This is a genomic window from Fluviicola taffensis DSM 16823 (genome assembly GCF_000194605.1).
Taxonomy (GTDB): domain Bacteria; phylum Bacteroidota; class Bacteroidia; order Flavobacteriales_D; family Crocinitomicaceae; genus Fluviicola; species Fluviicola taffensis.
Window position 1 is genome coordinate 3,920,256 of sequence record NC_015321.1, and the last position, 17,703, is coordinate 3,937,958.

The 17,703-nt window shown below is 34.9% G+C and carries 19 protein-coding genes; 17 read left to right on the forward strand and 2 right to left on the reverse strand.

What is annotated here, in order from left to right; genetic code table 11:
• Window positions 1-52: 52 nt before the first annotated feature.
• The 3 genes from FLUTA_RS17065 (at window position 53) to FLUTA_RS17075 (ending at window position 4,919) form a co-directional block, all read left to right on the forward strand.
• Entirely contained in the window at window positions 53-388 is a 336-nt protein-coding gene (locus FLUTA_RS17065) for a MarR family winged helix-turn-helix transcriptional regulator (RefSeq protein ID WP_342630447.1), read from the forward strand.
• 197 nt (window positions 389-585) lie between these two features.
• Window positions 586-3,009, forward strand: coding sequence for a TonB-dependent receptor domain-containing protein (locus FLUTA_RS17070; RefSeq protein ID WP_013688153.1), 2,424 nt, complete (start codon window positions 586-588; stop codon window positions 3,007-3,009).
• Window positions 3,010-3,380: 371 nt separating this feature from the next.
• Window positions 3,381-4,919 (forward strand): DEAD/DEAH box helicase, encoded by a 1,539-nt coding sequence (locus FLUTA_RS17075; RefSeq protein WP_013688155.1) that lies wholly within the window; start codon window positions 3,381-3,383, stop codon window positions 4,917-4,919.
• 62 nt (window positions 4,920-4,981) lie between these two features.
• Here the strand turns inward: FLUTA_RS17075 and FLUTA_RS17080 are convergent, their stop codons facing one another.
• The gene (locus FLUTA_RS17080; protein WP_013688156.1) at window positions 4,982-5,602 is read right to left on the reverse strand and encodes a carboxypeptidase-like regulatory domain-containing protein; all 621 of its coding nucleotides are present in this window, start codon (window positions 5,600-5,602) and stop codon (window positions 4,982-4,984) included.
• 270 nt (window positions 5,603-5,872) lie between these two features.
• Between FLUTA_RS17080 and FLUTA_RS17085 the strand changes: the two genes are divergently transcribed.
• The 14 genes from FLUTA_RS17085 to FLUTA_RS17150 all read left to right on the forward strand — a co-directional run bounded on the left by FLUTA_RS17085 (window position 5,873) and on the right by FLUTA_RS17150 (window position 16,333).
• The gene (locus FLUTA_RS17085; protein WP_013688157.1) at window positions 5,873-6,277 is read left to right on the forward strand and encodes a hypothetical protein; all 405 of its coding nucleotides are present in this window, start codon (window positions 5,873-5,875) and stop codon (window positions 6,275-6,277) included.
• 83 nt (window positions 6,278-6,360) lie between these two features.
• On the forward strand, window positions 6,361-6,828 hold the full coding sequence (locus tag FLUTA_RS17090; RefSeq protein ID WP_013688158.1) for a hypothetical protein: 468 nt from the start codon (window positions 6,361-6,363) through the stop codon (window positions 6,826-6,828).
• 42 nt (window positions 6,829-6,870) lie between these two features.
• The gene (locus FLUTA_RS17095; protein ID WP_013688159.1) at window positions 6,871-7,335 is read left to right on the forward strand and encodes a hypothetical protein; all 465 of its coding nucleotides are present in this window, start codon (window positions 6,871-6,873) and stop codon (window positions 7,333-7,335) included.
• A 15-nt stretch (window positions 7,336-7,350) separates the two neighbouring features.
• On the forward strand, window positions 7,351-7,800 hold the full coding sequence (locus tag FLUTA_RS17100; RefSeq protein ID WP_013688160.1) for a hypothetical protein: 450 nt from the start codon (window positions 7,351-7,353) through the stop codon (window positions 7,798-7,800).
• A 129-nt stretch (window positions 7,801-7,929) separates the two neighbouring features.
• Window positions 7,930-9,612, forward strand: coding sequence for an energy-dependent translational throttle protein EttA (ettA, locus tag FLUTA_RS17105; RefSeq protein ID WP_013688161.1), 1,683 nt, complete (start codon window positions 7,930-7,932; stop codon window positions 9,610-9,612).
• Between the two features lie 124 nt (window positions 9,613-9,736).
• Window positions 9,737-10,000 carry a VF530 family protein gene (locus FLUTA_RS17110; protein ID WP_013688162.1) on the forward strand — a complete coding sequence of 88 codons (264 nt, stop codon included), beginning with the start codon at window positions 9,737-9,739 and terminating at the stop codon, window positions 9,998-10,000.
• A gap of 74 nt (window positions 10,001-10,074) precedes the next feature.
• Window positions 10,075-11,529, forward strand: a complete 1,455-nt coding sequence (locus tag FLUTA_RS17115) for an aminoacyl-histidine dipeptidase (protein ID WP_013688163.1) — start codon at window positions 10,075-10,077, stop codon at window positions 11,527-11,529.
• A gap of 100 nt (window positions 11,530-11,629) precedes the next feature.
• The gene (locus FLUTA_RS17120) at window positions 11,630-12,838 is read left to right on the forward strand and encodes a sensor histidine kinase (RefSeq protein WP_013688164.1); all 1,209 of its coding nucleotides are present in this window, start codon (window positions 11,630-11,632) and stop codon (window positions 12,836-12,838) included.
• A 9-nt stretch (window positions 12,839-12,847) separates the two neighbouring features.
• Window positions 12,848-13,060 (forward strand): DUF3820 family protein, encoded by a 213-nt coding sequence (locus tag FLUTA_RS17125; RefSeq protein ID WP_013688165.1) that lies wholly within the window; start codon window positions 12,848-12,850, stop codon window positions 13,058-13,060.
• Window positions 13,061-13,070: 10 nt separating this feature from the next.
• Window positions 13,071-13,871 carry a DnaJ domain-containing protein gene (locus FLUTA_RS17130; RefSeq protein WP_013688166.1) on the forward strand — a complete coding sequence of 267 codons (801 nt, stop codon included), beginning with the start codon at window positions 13,071-13,073 and terminating at the stop codon, window positions 13,869-13,871.
• A 1-nt stretch (window position 13,872) separates the two neighbouring features.
• Complete coding sequence (locus FLUTA_RS20995; RefSeq protein ID WP_013688167.1) at window positions 13,873-14,673, forward strand: J domain-containing protein; 801 nt, start codon at window positions 13,873-13,875, stop codon at window positions 14,671-14,673.
• A 155-nt stretch (window positions 14,674-14,828) separates the two neighbouring features.
• Complete coding sequence (locus FLUTA_RS21000) at window positions 14,829-15,449, forward strand: J domain-containing protein (protein ID WP_052301401.1); 621 nt, start codon at window positions 14,829-14,831, stop codon at window positions 15,447-15,449.
• A 189-nt stretch (window positions 15,450-15,638) separates the two neighbouring features.
• Window positions 15,639-15,827 (forward strand): hypothetical protein, encoded by a 189-nt coding sequence (locus tag FLUTA_RS21640; protein WP_013688169.1) that lies wholly within the window; start codon window positions 15,639-15,641, stop codon window positions 15,825-15,827.
• Between the two features lie 122 nt (window positions 15,828-15,949).
• On the forward strand, window positions 15,950-16,333 hold the full coding sequence (locus FLUTA_RS17150; protein WP_013688170.1) for a helix-turn-helix domain-containing protein: 384 nt from the start codon (window positions 15,950-15,952) through the stop codon (window positions 16,331-16,333).
• Here the strand turns inward: FLUTA_RS17150 and mnmA are convergent.
• The gene (gene mnmA, locus FLUTA_RS17155) at window positions 16,320-17,498 is read right to left on the reverse strand and encodes a tRNA 2-thiouridine(34) synthase MnmA (protein ID WP_013688171.1); all 1,179 of its coding nucleotides are present in this window, start codon (window positions 17,496-17,498) and stop codon (window positions 16,320-16,322) included. The genes FLUTA_RS17150 and mnmA overlap by 14 nt on opposite strands.
• Between the last annotated feature and the right edge of the window lie 205 nt (window positions 17,499-17,703).

Sequence of the window (17,703 nt, forward strand, 5' to 3'; positions counted from 1 at the left end):
GGTGAATCTACGTTATACTTCAAATTATCTAGGTAATATTCAAAATACGTACATGTCAAAATTTGATTTGTCAATGCCACAATTCAATATTTTGAGAATTCTTCGAGGAGCTAAAGAGGTAATCAGTGTAAATGCTGTGAAAGAACGAATGGTGGAAAAGTCTCCAAATACCACACGATTGATGGATAAATTAATCGAAAAGGGATTAATAGAACGTGTTCGTTGTGATTCTGATAGAAGAGTGGTCTATGTGTCAATTTCTGAGGCAGGATTGAATATCCTAAAACAAATTGATGATGACAATCAATCGGATCTTGATTTTACAGGGAATTTAACGGAAGAAGAAGCAGAGGTTTTGAGTAATTTACTCGATAAACTACGCGGATAATCACTCATTGATTTCCCCCGAAAAGGCCTGAGAATGTAAAGTATTTTTATCTATATGAGCATTCTTTGTGATTTTCCATTCTTGCTGTTAAACATTTAGCAATCATTTGTTTCAATAAAATCTTAACATTGTTTTAGATGGAGAGACTCCTGAGCTGACCTTATTACAGTACTTTTGTACCATATTTCTACAATTTTATGCGCTTTACGCTTTTTTTATTTTTTTTAGCTCTCAGCTTTTTTTCATTTTCTCAAACAGTTAGTGGTTTCGGATCTATTGATGGTCGTGTTTTAGATTCACTGAGTAAAACTCCTCTTGAGTATACGATGATTCGTTTATTTAGCGTAGAAACTTCTCAAGTCGCAACAGGAATTTATACCGATGAAAATGGTTCGTTTGTATTGGAAGAAGTGAAGTATGGAAATTATTACTTGGTGGTTACAAATCCAGATTATATAACGAAAACCATCCGAAATATTCAACTTTCTGCAGAAAAACCACTTAGAAAAGTAGGCGCGATTTCATTGGTAAGTATCAATAATTTGTTGGATGAAGTGGTTATTCAAACGGAGAAAAACCAATTGCAACTTGGAATCGAAAAGAAAGTTTACAATGTTGGAGATGATATTTCAGTTACAGGTGGAACAGTTACAGATGTTTTGAATAATGTTCCATCGGTTGAAGTGGATCAAGATGGTGGAATTTCTTTGAGAGGTGATGCAAATGTGACAATTCTTATCGACGGAAAACCAAGTAATATGAGCGGTGGAAACGGTAAAAGTGTTTTGGAAGGTATTCCAGCAAGTAGTATTGAACGAATAGAAATTGTCACAAATCCGTCTGCAAAATACGATCCTGATGGAACTTCTGGAATTATCAATATTGTTTTAAAGAAGAATGTGAAGCGTGGAATAAACGGAAATGTTGCTGCAACTGTAGGAACAGGAAATTTAGGGACAGCTTCTGCATCACTGAATTTACGAAATACTAAATTCAATTTATATGGAAATTATGCATTTTCATACAAAGATGGTTACCGGAACAATTATTCAGAGTTAAATCAATTCAAAGGTGATACAACGCTAAGTTTGATTCAGCGAAGAGTTGGCGGTGATATTAATATTACGCACACTGCCAGAGTTGGAATGGATATTTACCTAAAGGATCGAAATACATTGTCGTGGAGTATTTCTGGAAATGCTGCTGATAGAAGAAGAACTGGAAATCAAAACAATATAAGAAACGATAATTTTGCAGATACTTCAGCACAATGGAATCGAGTTACTAGCGATCCGACTTTGAGTAAAAACATTGATTTTTCATTGGGTTATAAATGGAATTTTAAGGATGATAAAGGTTCCTTAGATGTCAATGTTTATGAATCACTTTCAAATGGAACAGACGAAGGATTTTATCAGCAAACATTTACTATTCCATCAGATTCTGCAGCTATTGATCAACATTTATTTAGCAATAATTCAAATGATTTCACCACAGTTTCATTGGATTTTGTGCGAGCTTTTAAATCAAAATTCAGAGTTGAAAGTGGCTTAAAAATGATTCAACGAAATATGATTTTGAATTCGAATTATGAGTCGAAAGATTCAACCGGGGTTTACATGCCTGATACCTCTGCAATCTTTAATTACAAGTACTTGGAAAGTATTTACTCTGCTTACGGAATTATTGCTGGGCAGTATAAAAAATTCAAATACCAAGCTGGACTTCGCTTCGAATACAGTATTCAAGCTCCCAATTTGGTTTCGAAAAATGAAAGTTTTCGCAATGAATACTTTAACTTGTTCCCATCAGCTACAATTCGCTATTCGGTGTCTAAATCAACAGAACTGTCTTTGGGATATAGCAAACGAATTAACAGACCTAATTTTGATAATTTAAATCCATTCACGTCTTATGCCGATCCGTATAATTTGCGCAGTGGAAACCCAGCATTAAAACCAGAAAACATTCATTCAATCGATTTGGGATTGGAGTATAATTCAAAACAAGTTGTCCTTGCTTTTTCCCTGTATCAACGCTATACATCTAGTGTTATTCAGAGGGTGAAGGTATTCTATGAAGATGGAACTTCCAGAGGAACTTATGCGAATATCGATAATTCTGTCAATTCTGGAGGAGAGGTTATTTTGCAGTACAAACCTTTTCCAATTTGGAGAAACATGATTTCTTTCAATGGAAATTACATCAAATATACGGATGACAATACAACGACAAATTGGAATAGAGAAGGATTTGTTTTTGGAATGAAATTTAGTTCAACACTTGATTTATTGAAGAAAACACTGACTCTGCAAGTGAATTTCAGATACAGTGCTCCTTCAGTTACCGCTCAAGGAACGATGCAGCCAAGAGGTTCTGTTGATTTTTCTGCAGACAAATCATTGTTTGATGGAAAATGGGGAATTGGATTGAGAGTAACTGATATTTTCAATACGCAAGGATTTAGTTTCCAAGTGGATCAACCATCCGTTTATCAGTCAACCGAGTTTAAATGGGAAACCCGACGATTGATTTTAAGTGTTCGCTATCGATTCGGGAAAACAAATCTAAAAGAAGAAAAGAAAACACCTGAAAATGGTGGTGGTGGATTTGATTTCTAATTAAAGATGCCTCTAAGCCTTTTTGACTGTGATAGCTTGAACTGGATAATGGATTCCCAAGTGTAGCAACGCTCTATCAAAACTTTTTGAAGCGTTTCCTTTTTTGTTTTTGCTGTTCTTTGTGTTCATGACTGTTGTTTTTTTTTAAGTTAAACAATTAATATGCCAGACCAATAGCTATTTATTAAAACGTTCCAATGATTGATTTTAGTGTATCTACCAATAATTCCATGAAAATCACGTTTAAAGACTGATTGAGTTTTTGTAGATGCCAAATAATGAGATATTTATATAAAATAATGAGAATATTCTGATTGCGTGTTGGGAAATCCTTAAAAGAACCGTACTTTTGTAACCCCTTTTTTTAGTAAATGATCGACGAAGAGCTGTTTCAAGCAAAGAAATTATATCCATTTCAGGAGAAAACTGTAAATGCCATTATTGACGAACTGGATAAAAACGGTTCAGACTACAATTTGTTGTTTCAATTGCCTACTGGCGGTGGAAAAACGGTGATATTTTCTGAAGTCGCAAAGAGTTATATTGAACGTTACCAAAAAAAGGTATTGATTCTAACTCATCGCATTGAATTATCTGTTCAAACCTCCAAACAATTGAATGCACTCGGAATTTCCAATAAAGTTATTTCCAGTGATGTGAAGAGTTTGATAGACGAAGAGCATCATCCGTGTTATATCGCAATGGTTGAAACACTGAATAACCGTTTGCAGGAAAATGAGAATTTTGTTGACGGTGTTGGTTTGGTGATTGTCGATGAGGCGCATTACAACAGTTTCAGAAAGATTTTTCAGTATTACTCTGGAGCGAATATTTTGGGGGTAACTGCAACGCCACTGAGCTCTAATAAAGCTTTGCCACTCAACGATCATTACAATAAGTTGTTGGTTGGAGAAAGCATAGCGTCTTTAATTCAAGGAGGCTATTTATCGGATGCAGAGACATTTACTTACGATGTGAATTTACATGGACTGAAAATTGGAACAAACGGAGATTTTACCGTAAGTTCTTCTGAAACAGTTTATGGAAATTACTTCATGCAGGAAAAACTCTTGTTTGCTTACGAAGAAGTGGCTGTTGGAGATAAAACGTTGATTTTCAACTCTGGAATTGAAACTTCTTTGCGTGTGGAAGAAACATTTAAGAAAAGAGGATACAAAATTCGTCACTTAGATTCCACATTCTCAGATAAAGACAGAAAAGATGTTTTACATTGGTTTAAAACCACTAAAGATGCAATCTTAACTTCTGTAGGGATTTTGACAACTGGATTTGATGAGCCAACGGTAGAAACGATTATTTTGAATCGTGCTACTCGCTCATTGACTTTATATCACCAAATGATTGGACGTGGCTCTCGTCGTCTGCCTAATAAATCAAAGTTTAAGTTAATTGATTTAGGAAACAACGTGAGACGTTTCGGGTTGTGGCAAGATTATATCAATTGGCAAGATGCATTCAAGTTCCCAGATCGTTTTCTGGAATCTCGCTTGAGTGAAGACGATGACTTAGAGTTTGAAGTTGAATTCGAGTTTCCGCGTCACATGGAACAGTTGGTTGATACAAGCTTTCTAGAGGAGTTCAGTATTCGCGATGTGTACTATGAGTGTTTGGAAAAAGGTGAGAAAGGAAAGTTGGCGGTTGATTTATCGTTAGCAAATCACTGCGAAGGTGTCATTCGGAAAATAAAAGATTTGGATGATGCTATTCAGACAGTTGATGCTTTGCAAGATCACATCGAACACCGTTTGAAATTGTATACCAAATGTATTGCCAAAAGCACTCCAAACTACTTTAAGTATTTGATGGAAACTTACAATCGTCAACTACGTCAGGAAATTCGCATGAAGTTTGACGAGATTGAACAATTGGAAGAAGAGGGAAGAGCTTAGTTCTGAATCCAATTTGGATAATAGAATTTAACTTTTCGAGATATTTTTCTTGTATTTGTAATTTAATAGTTGATTAATATTTCAGTCGTTTGGAATGGAGCAGTGATAACTTCCATTTCTCCGTGATTTGATCCTCCAACAACTTCATAATAAATTTTGTAGGGGCTATTTCCATTATTGATACAAATGACAGAGCTATCCACTGCGTTAACCATGTGCATTTCACCAGTTGGACAACATTCTTCGCAGTTATTTTTTCCTGTTAATTTATAATATTTCAAATCTTTTGTTCCATCGCTCACAAAATGAAGTCGAACCCAGCTTTTAGCGTAGACATTATAATTGAATACATTGTCATTATCTAAAGAAAGGTTGTCTAATGTTGTTAGGGTGCCGTCTGAAAAGTAATTCATTTTATTAACGGATATACGGACATTTTGAATTTTTTCTCTTTGGAGTTCATATTCAAAATAGCCATTAGCGTCTGTTGTCAGTGTCGCTTTTACTTCTTCAGCAGGATTTGAAATTGAAGTGGTTGAAATTGTAATTTCTGCATTTGAAAGCGGTGTGTTGAGCGATGAATCTATAACCGTTCCATTGATTTTATAAGTTAGATTCTTCTTTTTACATCCATTTCCAGATATAATTGTCAAGATTGCGAATAAGAATATTATTTTTTTCATTACCAATTTTTATAAATAAAACAAAAATAGCGCTATTTGTATTTAAATTCAACATCCAAATGTGTGGTTCAATTGTTAACAACATTTTTTTTAAAATTCAATTATTGCTTATTTAGTTGCCATTAATCCTTGAAATACTGATGTATAGCACGGAAAAAAGACTTGTTAACTAAAACAGTTCAATAAAAAAAAATTCACTTTTTTTAACAATGGGGTTGAATCTAACAATAAAGATATTATTTTCGTGCCGTAACTCAAAAATTTATAATTATGTCAGAAAATTTAGACACAACAACAACAAAACCACAAGGTAAAGGTTTAGCAGTAACAGGGTTTATCCTTGCATTAGTTGGATTCATGTTTGGATGGTTAGTTTATGCTATCATCACAGCGGCAGCAGTTTTAGCTGCAGGTATGGGACAAAAATCAGGAATGGGCTTAGGTTATTTCTGGATCGTTTTGTGTTTAGCAGCTGTAATCATGTCAGCAATGGGTATGATGAAGTTAGGTAAAACAGGTGGTAAAAAAGGTTTGGCTATCGCTGGTTTAGTAATCGGTATCGTAGCACTTATCTGGACAGTAACTATGCACTTAGGTGTTGGTAAAGCTGTAGATGCTGCTAACGCTAAAGGTGGTGAATTCCAAAAACAAATGGAAGAATTGAGAATGAACTAATATTCAATATGTTTTCAAAAAAAGGTTCTGAATTTATTCAGAACCTTTTTTTTTGATTAATTTTCTCATCATAACATTACCTAATGGAAAATTGGAAAACAGAAGAATCAGTAGATAGTTTAGGAGTAGTTGTAAGAAATAAGCGTTCACTCTTGCTGACAGTTTTATGCATTCTAACTTGGGTTGCTTGCGGTACTTATTTAATGATTTTGCTTTTTTCCTTGTCTAATTCTAATCTGCAAAGAGCATTTTCAAATACTTCAACTTCCGCAAATACTTGGTTCTTCTTCAATTCGTTTGTTTTTCCTTTTTGCTGTGCGCTCGGAGCTATTTTTATGTTTCTACTAAAGCGCTGGGGATTTTGGATTTATTGTATCGGACAAATTCCCCCCATCATTTATTCGATTTATTCAATTGTTGGGATGTCGGGTGTATTTGGATCTTACATGTTTTTCGGCTTGTTGATGAACTGTTTTCCCATTGCCTTTCTAATTATGTATGCACTTGAAATGAAGAAATTAACTCAGAAACAGGTCTCGATAGATTTTTAATTTCTACTTTAGTTCCCTCAATAATTTAAAACTATTTTACTTATGGCAGGACTCATAATCATGATCTTTTTTCTCTATCTTCTAATTATTGGAGCTAGTATCGCATCAAGTGTACTTTACGTTAAAAATCTGATGGACTTGTTAAAGCAGGTAGACCCTAAAAATCGACAGGTACATCCGGGATTTGTTTGGATGCTATTCATTCCTTTTTACGGCGCCGTAATTTATCCGTTTAAGTTATATCCATTAATCTCAGAAAGTTTGAGACGTGAATTTGACTCTCGGAATAATCCACAGCCAGGAGATTATGGGAAATCGCTCGGAATTGTTCTTCCTATTTTAATTTGCTGTTTTATTGTTCCTATATTAAATATCTTGGCAATATTAGGCTTTATTGTTATCGGTATTATTTTTTGGGTTAAAATGGCTCGATACAAAAGCATGTTGAAAACCCTACCAAAGGCTGATGGAATTAGATTTTCAACCAACACAGATTTATTAGATTAATAAAAATAGAATATTATGTTAGATACTTTAGACCAAAACATTGAATTGGATACCGATAAATTAAAAATCAACAATTCAATCAAACAAAATTTATTGACCGCAGGAAAATGGGCACGATTCCTTGCAATTGTGGGATTCATTTTCACTGGCTTAACTGGGGTTGTGGCTTTAATTTCACTAGTTACAGCTCTTTCAACCGGATTCGCCCCATTAATTGGCTTAGCATTTTTCTATGTTGCGATGACAGTGGTGATGATTTTTCCTGCTCTTTACATGGTGCGTTTTGCAGGATCAATTACTAAAGGTTTAAACTCGAATAAACAAGGAGAGTTTGATTACGGAGTTGAAAATTTGAAATCATTCTTTAAATTCTCTGGCATATTTACTATTGTGTTTTTGGGATTGTATATTTTATTGATTTTTATCGGTGCAAGTATGGGGTCTGGATTGAGTAGAATGTTTTAAGATTAGATCGGATTATTTAATAAAAGAGTCCTGACGATACGTTTTCAGGACTCTTTTTGGCTTTATACAAGTAGAATACATCTACTTTTTCAAAGAGAATGTTATCTTTGTTTTCCTTAAAAAATCAATATGTCAGACGATAAAAAAATCATATTTTCCATGGTTGGAGTTTCGAAAGTAACCCCACAAGGAAAGCAAATCATTAAAAACATTTACCTCTCATTTTTCTATGGTGCAAAAATCGGAATCATCGGTTTGAATGGTTCTGGTAAATCTACCGTAATGAAGATCATTGCTGGTTTAGATAAATCGTTTCAAGGTGATGTGGTTTTTTCTCCAGGATATTCGGTTGGCTATTTACCGCAAGAACCGGATTTAGACCCAAAGAAAACAGTGAAAGAGGTTGTTATGGAAGGTGCGCAAGAAATTGTAGACATTCTAAAAGAATACGAAGAAATCAATGCGTCATTTATGGATGAAGATGTGTTGAATGATCCAGATAAAATGGATAAATTAATTGCTCGACAAGGAGTTGTTCAAGATAAAATCGATGCGGTAGATGCATGGGAATTGGATAATAAATTGGAACGTGCAATGGATGCTTTGCGTTGTCCGCCAGATGATCAATTAATTGAAACATTATCTGGAGGAGAGAAAAGACGTGTGGCCTTGTGTCGTTTGTTATTGAAAAGTCCAGATATTTTATTGTTGGATGAGCCTACCAATCACTTGGATGCTGAGTCTATCGATTGGTTAGAGCAACATTTACAACAATACAAAGGAACTGTTATTGCAGTTACGCACGACCGCTATTTCTTGGATAATGTTGCAGGTTGGATTTTGGAATTGGATCGTGGAGAGGGAATTCCTTGGAAAGGAAATTATTCTTCTTGGTTGGAACAAAAAGGAGAACGCTTAAAAGGAGAAGAAAAAACAGAGTCGAAACGTCAGAAAATGCTTGCTCGCGAGTTGGAATGGGTGCGTATGAATCCAAAAGGGCGACATGCAAAGAACAAAGCGCGTATTCAGAACTACGATAAAATGATGTCGGAAGAAATGAAGGATAAAGAAGTGAATTTGGAAATTCCAATTCCAAATGGTCCTCGTTTAGGAAACAATGTTATTGATGCGGAACATGTTATGAAAGCTTTCGGAGATAAAATGTTGTATGATGACTTGAACTTCAGATTGCCTCCTGCAGGAATTGTTGGAATTATCGGGCCAAATGGTGCGGGAAAAACAACAATTTTCAAAATGATTATGAATGAATTACAAGCCGATAAAGGAACGTTTTCGATTGGTGAAACGGTGAAGATTGGTTACGTAGATCAAACACATAAAGATATTTCTCCCGAAAAAACTGTTTTCGAAGTGATTGGTGGTGGAAATGAATTCATTGAGATTGGAAATCAAAAATTCAATGCACGTGCTTATTTGTCCAAATTCAATTTCGCTGGTTCTGATCAGAGCAAGAAGGTAGGAGTGCTTTCCGGTGGTGAAAGGAATCGGTTGCATTTAGCAATGACTTTAATGACAGAAGCAAACGTATTGTTGCTCGATGAGCCGACCAATGACATCGATGTGAATACATTGCGTGCGTTGGAAGAAGGAATTGAAAGTTTTGCGGGCTGTGCTGTGGTTATTTCCCACGACCGTTGGTTTTTAGATCGCATTTGTACGCATATTTTAGCTTTCGAAGGCGATTCTCAAGTCGTTTGGTTTGAAGGATCTTATTCGGAATATGAAGAGAACAAGCGCAAACGTTTGGGGGATGCGGCACCGAAGAGAATTAAATATCGTAAAATAGGGTAATTAGAAATGTAGAATTAAGAATACAGAATTATGAGAAATGATTCTCTCTGTAGTCAGAATTAGAAGTCAAGAATAGAAAAATTGTGTGAGAATAATTAAAATTTAGAATTAGGAATGCAGAATTATGGGAGATTTCTCTGCATTCTTAATTCATCATTCTTCATTGAATATGGATCCACTGCATGGAGTAAAATTAGAAACAATAGTAACTGAATTGGTAGAAGAATTTGGGTTTGAACGTTTGGGAAAACTGATTCCGATTAATTGTTTTATTAGTAATCCAAGTATCAAGTCGAGTTTGACCTTTTTGCGTAAAACCCCTTGGGCGCGGACGAAAGTCGAAGAATTATACATTAACAGAATAGTAAATATTCGTAATAGCGAATAGAAATTTAAAATTAAGAATGCAGAATTAAGAGGGATTCTCTCTACATTCTACATTCTGCATTCATAATTAGAAGCATGGAAGTAAGAGATTTAGAACCGAAAGCATTGTGGAATCATTTTGCAGATTTGAATGCAGTTCCAAGACCATCGAAAAAAGAAGAGCGTGTTATTGCATTTATGATGCGGTTTGGTAAGTCTTTAGGATTGAAAACAATTCAAGATCATATTGGAAATGTGATTATCAAAAAACCGGCAACTGCTGGAATGGAGAACAGACAAACGATTGTCATGCAGTCGCATTTGGATATGGTTCACCAGAAAAATTCAGATACTATTTTTGATTTTGATGAACAAGGAATTGAAATGTTGGTTGATGGAGATTGGGTTCGTGCAAATGGAACAACGCTTGGTGCAGACAACGGAATAGGTGTTGCAACAATCATGGCAATTTTGAAATCTACCGACATTCCTCATCCAGCAATTGAAGCCTTGTTTACAATTGATGAAGAAACTGGAATGACTGGGGCTTTACAAGTAGATGCTTCGAATATTTCTGGAACTATTTTATTGAATTTAGATACAGAAGACGATGATGAATTGTCTATTGGTTGTGCAGGTGGAATCGATACAAATACGTCAACTCCAATAACCTACGAAGATCTTCCGAGTAATTTTGTTTGTTTCGAAATCAAATTAAGAGGATTGTTGGGAGGACATTCAGGAATGGATATTCATTTAGGGAGAGGAAATGCCAATAAATGGATGAATCGGTTGTTGCTACATGTGAGTTCAAAAATGGATTTGAGATTATGTACCTTGAATGGCGGAAGCTTGAGAAATGCAATCCCAAGAGAAAGTACAGCACTTGTAGCTATTTCAGATAACGATAAAACAAAGTTTCATCAAGCTACAGAAGAAATTATCGCTCAAATAACAGCTGAATTCCAATCGATTGAGAAAGATGCAAATTGGACAGTATTTGAAACTGGAGATTTAAGTCGAGTTGTGAAAGATTCTGATTTTAAACGAATTGTAAATTCTATTTACGCTGTTCAAAATGGAGTTTATCGAATGAGTCCTGCTATTTCTACTTTGGTTGAAACATCCTCTAGTTTGGCAAAAGTGACCGTTGGAGATGATTTCTTCACCACGCAATCTTTGCAGAGAAGTTCTGTTGAGTCTTCTAAAACAGATATTGCCAATTCGATTCGTGCTGCCTTTGAAAGCGCAGGGGTGGAAGTGGTTCAAAATGGTGAATACCCTGGTTGGGAGCCGAATGCAGATTCAGCTATTTTGAAAGTAATGGCGAATTTGTATCGTGAAAAATTCAATGCAGAACCTCAAATTAAGGCTTGTCATGCTGGATTAGAATGTGGAATCTTAGGAAAACACTTTCCAGGAATGGATATGATTTCATTCGGACCGAATATTCGCGGAGCGCATTCTCCAGATGAATGTGTTCAAATTTCATCTGTGCAGAAATTTTGGGGCTTTTTACTAGATATTCTACAGCAAATTCCTATGAAATAATTAAAAATGATGTCTTTTGGACGTCATTTTTTTGTTCCATTGTTTTGAATTTAAAAGATTTCCAAAAAAAGATGTTTAATTTGTTCTCGAAATTTAAATAATGGACAAACTGAACACGAACTGGTTGGAATTTCACGAAAAAAGTAAATTCCGTCTTGTATTGCATTTACTCTACTTTTTTGCAGGGTTAATGTCCATTGTTACAATCGTTAATTTTTCCAACGAGCATTTTAGTGCGATGCCCAATTTCATAGCTGTAGGCATGTGTATATTGGGGTTGTTTGTTTTATATATTACTAAAAACTACCGTTTAGTAGGTGCGGTTTGCTCTATTCTGACCTTGGGAATTGTCTCCGGATCGTTCTTGTTTTTAAAAGCGACCCATTATCTCACTCCCATGTGGATGATTGTAAATATTATGTTTACTTTCTTTATTCTTGGAAAGAAATGGGGAATTTCGATTTTGATTGCTCATTTCATGGTGTTGTTTTACTATCTGATTAACATTCATGAACGTAATATTGTTGCGGTTGAGTCGTTTTCTGGAAATGATGTAACTACTTTTATTCTGGAATATTCTATCGTTGGATTCGCAATTGCTTACATTTTAAATTTGTATGTTCGGACAACTTCATTTTCAAGAATTAATCTCGAAGAGAATAATCAGATACTTACTGATCAAAATAAGGTAATTTCAAAACAAAATTCGGAGATGGAGGTAATGCTTCGTGAAATTCATCACCGTGTAAAGAATAATCTCCAGATAATTACTAGTTTGCTGCGGCTTCAAGCGAATAATATGACGGAAAAGGATAGTGGTTCTTACCAAGAAGCGATCGATCGAATAAATGCAATGGCAATTATTCATGAGAAAATGTATCAATCTGGATCGTTGTCGAAATTTGATTTGGAAAAATATTTTAAATCTCTAATTAACAGTTTGCTGACGAACTATTCTGTTGATAAACATCCTCAATTTTCTATTGAAGTAGAATTGGAAGATATGAAATCTAAGAGCATTGTTCCGCTTGCGCTATTGATGAATGAATTACTCTTGAATTCCCTCAAACATGCCTTTCGAAATCAAGATTATCCAAAGATTTCAATTGTATTAAGTCGAATTGAAGATGAAAAATCCAATCAATTTTTACTAGAATATAATGATAACGGAAAGTGGATTGAGGGGTCAACTTCGGCTTTTGGTACGGAGATTATTCAAGCTATGACAGAACAAATGGAAGGTGAATTAGAACTGACAAAGACAGATTTAGGAACGTTTTATGTGTTTCATTTGGCGAATTTGAGCTAAATTCACTGTATGGATGAACATCAATTAGTTTCGTTAGCAAAAGCTAAAATGCCATTTGGAAAATACAAAGACCGATTTTTGATTCATTTACCTGAAAACTACTTAGTTTGGTTCAAGCAAAATGGATTTCCAGCTGGAAAATTAGGGCAACAACTCGAATTGATGTATGAAATCAAATTGAATGGCCTGGAACATTTGATTTATCCTTTAATGCCTAAATGATTTCAAATAGATGTTGCAATTAATATATTTTATTTCGCGCTTTGGTGGGGCGGTAAGAATGTCGCCTGAAGAACGATTTTGGTGTGGAGTTATTGTTGCTGTAATTTTTGGCGGGGCATTTATTTACCTGGTTTACAGGCATATTTCAACAAGAGATCGCAGGTCTTGGGATAAAGGAATGATTCCAAAAAACTTTAAACCAACTCAAAAAAACATCTTAGAACTATTCATTGCAGCTTCTGGTGCAATTGTTAGAAGAGATATGGATAGTCATTACCTCAAGTTTTCATTTATAGACAAGTATTTAAAAGCAAATTTCGAAGATATTTATTATAATGCTGCTGCGTCTTATAATTATTCAATGAGACATGTTGTGAAAATTGATTCTTTAGCCTCTTGGTCAAATAAGTATTTATCAAAAGAGTGGAAAATTAAATTGATCAATTTTTTAGCTGGAATTGCTGCTTACGATGGTGGAATCAATGATGATGAACAACGTCATCTATTGGTTTTAATGACTAAAATGAATTTGGAACTCATAGATTTTGAACCGATTTATGCAGAAAAACTAACGCGAAAGAACGAGAGAATATATACAAATGAATCAAGTTATTCCAAGTTAGATTTCTTCTACAAAATTTTAGGGCTAGAGAAAACGGCTTCTATCGATGAAGTGAAAGCTGCTTACAGAAGATTGGTAAAATTGACGCATCCGGATCGTTTTGTGAATGAATCTCCTGAAATTCAGAAACATATGAGTGAAAAATTTAGAGAGGTTCAAACGGCTTATGAATTCATTGTAAATTCGTGATATGATATTGAGTTTTTTACTTTCATACGTCTCTAATTATGGGGGTGTCAAAAAGGATGAGCTAAATCCCTTAGTGGTCGTTTTTTTGCTTTTGATACCGGTGATTTTATTTGGGACTTACTTTTTTTACCTGAGATATAAGCAGAAGCATAAGATTGTTCATTGGCTAGGGAAGAGTTTTCCTATTTCTTATTCCGATTTTTCATTGAAAGAAGTTCAGATTGTTTTGGCTGTAGCAATGGTCAAGAGAGATCGGTATTTGTTGATGAATAAACTGCATAAAATGAAGCAGTTTTCGCAAAAAAAATATTCTTCGAGAGAGTTAGATGTAGAGGAAATTATGGATGTGTTTCTGGATAGTAAAATTCCGGTGATGGAACTGATGGAGTGGTGTAACAAACATATTTCGGATTTTCAAAAGCTAGAGACTTTTTTATTCCTGTCGGAAATTGCTTTGTTGGATAATCAATTAATAGACAAGGAAAGGGAATATTTGCTTTTCATCATTCAAAAATTCACCATTAGAATACAGGATGTTCCTGATCACATTCAAAGTCAAATCTTCGATAGGCATCAAAATAAAGAATCGATTAAGCCATCTGTATTTAGTTATCATTCTTATTATGAGGTGTTGGAACTTACAAAAGATGCCTCGTCTCAAGAAATTAAAACGGCCTACCGCAAAATGGTGAAGAAGTATCATCCGGATAGTCATCCTCATTTGGAATCAGGTGAGAAGAAAGAGTTAGCTAAGAAGTTTCAAGAAGTACAAGAGGCTTATGATACGTTAATGAATGCTTGATGAATGTGCTAATTTTCATATCGTTGATTGTATTTTGTTTACTGACAATGCTGCTTTTGATAAGGTATCGCTCGGATATAAAACAACGCAAGATAAGTTCGGAACTTATTCTTAAGAGAAGTTTTCAGCCACCTTCTGGAAAGAAAACAGAGAGAATGGTTTTTCAAATCTACCTATTACTTGCTGTTTGGGTAATCCGAAAAAATTCAATTAAATCAATTGAAAAACAGTCTTTTATAGTTGTTTATATCAATAAAAAGTTCAATATAGAATCGCTTGTAATAGTGAACGAATTAGAGTTGGTTGAGGAGACATCTATTCATGTCAGAAGTGTTGCGAATTGGGTAGTTCAAAAAATGCCCGGATCTCAGGAGCGGGCAGAGTTAATTGATTTTTTAATTGATTTAGTTTTTGTAGATGGTGAATTGATTGATCGCGAATTCACGGCTTTAGTTCGCTTAGGGGAATTGATTGGTGTTCAATCGATGTATATTGAAAAACGAGTAATCGAAAGCCGCAAACGAATTTTTGGACAATCTTCTGGTGAGTCCAGACTTCATGAGATTGCGAATTCAGGAACTAGAAAGCGAATGGCGCTTGCAATCTTAGATTTGAATACCAATGCCACAGAAGATGATATCAAGAAAAGTTATCGCCGATTAGTGAAAAAATATCATCCTGATAGAAATCTGGATCTGTCGGAGCAGGAGAGGGGTGAGTTTGCTCAGCGTTTTTTGGAGATTCAAGACGCTTATGAAGAGCTTTCTTCCAATTAATTTGAAGTTAAAATCACAAATGTATTTTAGGTGTAATCAATTGATTTTCATTTAAATATGATGGTTATTTAAAATGGTCAATTAAATCTTTTTTTATTTATTTTGCTTTTTTTTGATTGAATATGTAACCTAATATAGAACTGTGGCGTAAATGGGTCAAAACAGGATCGTATTTAAGTTTTATATAATATGGAAAGCACAATGATTAATAACGCAATTAGCTTGGCAAAAAACAAATTGGAGCGCCACAAAGCAATGGGAAGAAATAGCAACTTGAGTATTATTGAGGTTGCTCAATTAATGGATTTGGTTACATTTGGACCAGATATGCCACAGGTTCATAATAGCATGCTTTTCTTTAATTACAGCTCGAATTGATAGATTAAAAGATATTTTTAAGGGAATTCGTTTTGGCGAATTCCCTTTTTTTATTCCGTTTTGTTACAAATGTGAATATTTGTAAATTTAGAATTGTAGTTTTTGTATTGTACATTTGTAACATGGAGATTAAAGATCGTTTACGTATGATAATGGATTCGCACAAACTAAATGCGGGTTCTTTTGCAGATAGAATTGGGGTTCAGCGTTCAAATGTAAGTCATGTGTTAAGTGGACGAAATAAGCCAAGTTTTGATTTTGTTGAGAAGTTATTGCAGGCGTTTCCACGTGTTTCGGCTGAATGGCTTTTTACAGGTAGGCAGTCAAAGTCTGATTCGAATGATTTATTTACTGCGCAAGATGTTGTTTCTTTAACTCAATCGCTTTCTAAGCAATCATCTGTTGATTCTTCCTTGTTGGCTGTTGTAACTGAGAAAAGGATTGTTAAAACAATTATTTTCTACGAAGATTTTACGTTTGATGTGTTTTTGCCTAGTGAGAAATGATTCCTGAACCTATTAATTCGTCTTCGTTATAGAATGCGGCAAATTGACCTGGAGTAATTCCGCGTTGTTTTTGATTGAAAAGAATGTAAAATCCATCTTGTAAACGTGTTAAAGTTCCTTTTTGAAAGGATTGGCGGTATCTGATTCGAATATCAAACTCTTTCGAATCTCCTATATTCATCTCGAATGTTGGGTTGATCCAGTGCATTTCGGATGTTTCGATTTTTAAAGCCCATTTGTTTAGTCCTGGATGTTCGTCTTTCTGACCGGAATAAACGGTATTTGTGGTTGTGTCAATTCCGATGACGAATGAAGGGTTTGGTCGCCCTCCGATATTCAATCCTTTTCGTTGACCAATCGTGTAATAATGAGCTCCAATGTGTTTTTCAACTTCAATTCCCATATCGGGTGAGTAGATGAATTCTTTGCTTAGCTCAATAACGTTATTTAGGTTAACTGGAATGGTTGAGTAATTTAAAAATTGATTATCTAATTCATTTATTTCTATTATTTTACCGTATTTTACTTCAAGTTTTTGTTGGAGAAATTCAGGTAAAGATATTTTTCCTACAAAGCACAATCCTTGAGAATCTTTTTTGTCTGCGGTTACAAGTCCGATTTCTTTCGCAATCGCTCTCACTTCTGATTTTTGAAGGTTTCCAATAGGAAAAAGGGCTTTTGATAATTGGTCTTGAGATAGCTGGCAAAGAAAGTAAGATTGGTCTTTGTTTGGATCCAATCCAGTTAATAGGTGGTGAATCCCGTCTTCTGTTGTTATTTTTCGGCAATAATGTCCCGTAGCGACGAAATCTGCGCCGAGTTCCATAGCTGCTTTTAAAAACACGTCAAACTTGATTTCTCGGTTACATAGAACGTCTGGGTTTGGAGTTCTTCCAGCTTCGTATTCTGCGAACATGTAGTCTACGATGCGTTCTTTGTATTCTTTGCTTAAGTCGAGTACTTGAAATGGAATTCCGAGCTGTTCGGCGATTAAGAGCGCATCATTACTGTCGTCTATCCAGGGACAATCGTTTGATAGCGTAACAGTTTCATCATGCCAATTGCGCATGAAAAGTCCAATAACCTCATATCCTTCTTGTTGAAGTAAATGTGCTGTAACACTTGAATCTACACCACCAGACAAACCAACAACTACTCTTTTCATGGTGCAAATTTACGAACTTTTGAAAAGCGAATTGGGAATTTCAATTTCTTTCAATAAATTAACAGTTACAAAAGTGAATTATTTATTGATACATTTGTATCTAAAGCAAAATAACTCTGAAACTGGGTGTGTGGAACTTGATTTTGTTTCCAGTTGTTCAAAAAAGTTCAAAAGTGTTCAAGAGGTTCAAAAGATTAAATAAATT

Excerpts from the sequence above, each read along its gene's own strand:
- FLUTA_RS17065 (WP_342630447.1), top strand. The coding sequence starts at position 53 with ATGTCAAAATTTGATTTGTCAATGCCACAATTCAATATTTTGAGAATT.
- FLUTA_RS17070 (WP_013688153.1), top strand. The coding sequence starts at position 586 with ATGCGCTTTACGCTTTTTTTATTTTTTTTAGCTCTCAGCTTTTTTTCA.
- FLUTA_RS17075 (WP_013688155.1), top strand. The coding sequence starts at position 3,381 with ATGATCGACGAAGAGCTGTTTCAAGCAAAGAAATTATATCCATTTCAG.
- FLUTA_RS17080 (WP_013688156.1), bottom strand. The coding sequence starts at position 5,602 with ATGAAAAAAATAATATTCTTATTCGCAATCTTGACAATTATATCTGGA.
- FLUTA_RS17085 (WP_013688157.1), top strand. The coding sequence starts at position 5,873 with ATGTCAGAAAATTTAGACACAACAACAACAAAACCACAAGGTAAAGGT.
- FLUTA_RS17090 (WP_013688158.1), top strand. The coding sequence starts at position 6,361 with ATGGAAAATTGGAAAACAGAAGAATCAGTAGATAGTTTAGGAGTAGTT.
- FLUTA_RS17095 (WP_013688159.1), top strand. The coding sequence starts at position 6,871 with ATGGCAGGACTCATAATCATGATCTTTTTTCTCTATCTTCTAATTATT.
- FLUTA_RS17100 (WP_013688160.1), top strand. The coding sequence starts at position 7,351 with ATGTTAGATACTTTAGACCAAAACATTGAATTGGATACCGATAAATTA.
- ettA (WP_013688161.1), top strand. The coding sequence starts at position 7,930 with ATGTCAGACGATAAAAAAATCATATTTTCCATGGTTGGAGTTTCGAAA.
- FLUTA_RS17110 (WP_013688162.1), top strand. The coding sequence starts at position 9,737 with ATGGGAGATTTCTCTGCATTCTTAATTCATCATTCTTCATTGAATATG.
- FLUTA_RS17115 (WP_013688163.1), top strand. The coding sequence starts at position 10,075 with ATGGAAGTAAGAGATTTAGAACCGAAAGCATTGTGGAATCATTTTGCA.
- FLUTA_RS17120 (WP_013688164.1), top strand. The coding sequence starts at position 11,630 with ATGGACAAACTGAACACGAACTGGTTGGAATTTCACGAAAAAAGTAAA.
- FLUTA_RS17125 (WP_013688165.1), top strand. The coding sequence starts at position 12,848 with ATGGATGAACATCAATTAGTTTCGTTAGCAAAAGCTAAAATGCCATTT.
- FLUTA_RS17130 (WP_013688166.1), top strand. The coding sequence starts at position 13,071 with ATGTTGCAATTAATATATTTTATTTCGCGCTTTGGTGGGGCGGTAAGA.
- FLUTA_RS20995 (WP_013688167.1), top strand. The coding sequence starts at position 13,873 with ATGATATTGAGTTTTTTACTTTCATACGTCTCTAATTATGGGGGTGTC.
- FLUTA_RS21000 (WP_052301401.1), top strand. The coding sequence starts at position 14,829 with ATGGTTTTTCAAATCTACCTATTACTTGCTGTTTGGGTAATCCGAAAA.
- FLUTA_RS21640 (WP_013688169.1), top strand. The coding sequence starts at position 15,639 with ATGGAAAGCACAATGATTAATAACGCAATTAGCTTGGCAAAAAACAAA.
- FLUTA_RS17150 (WP_013688170.1), top strand. The coding sequence starts at position 15,950 with ATGGAGATTAAAGATCGTTTACGTATGATAATGGATTCGCACAAACTA.
- mnmA (WP_013688171.1), bottom strand. The coding sequence starts at position 17,498 with ATGAAAAGAGTAGTTGTTGGTTTGTCTGGTGGTGTAGATTCAAGTGTT.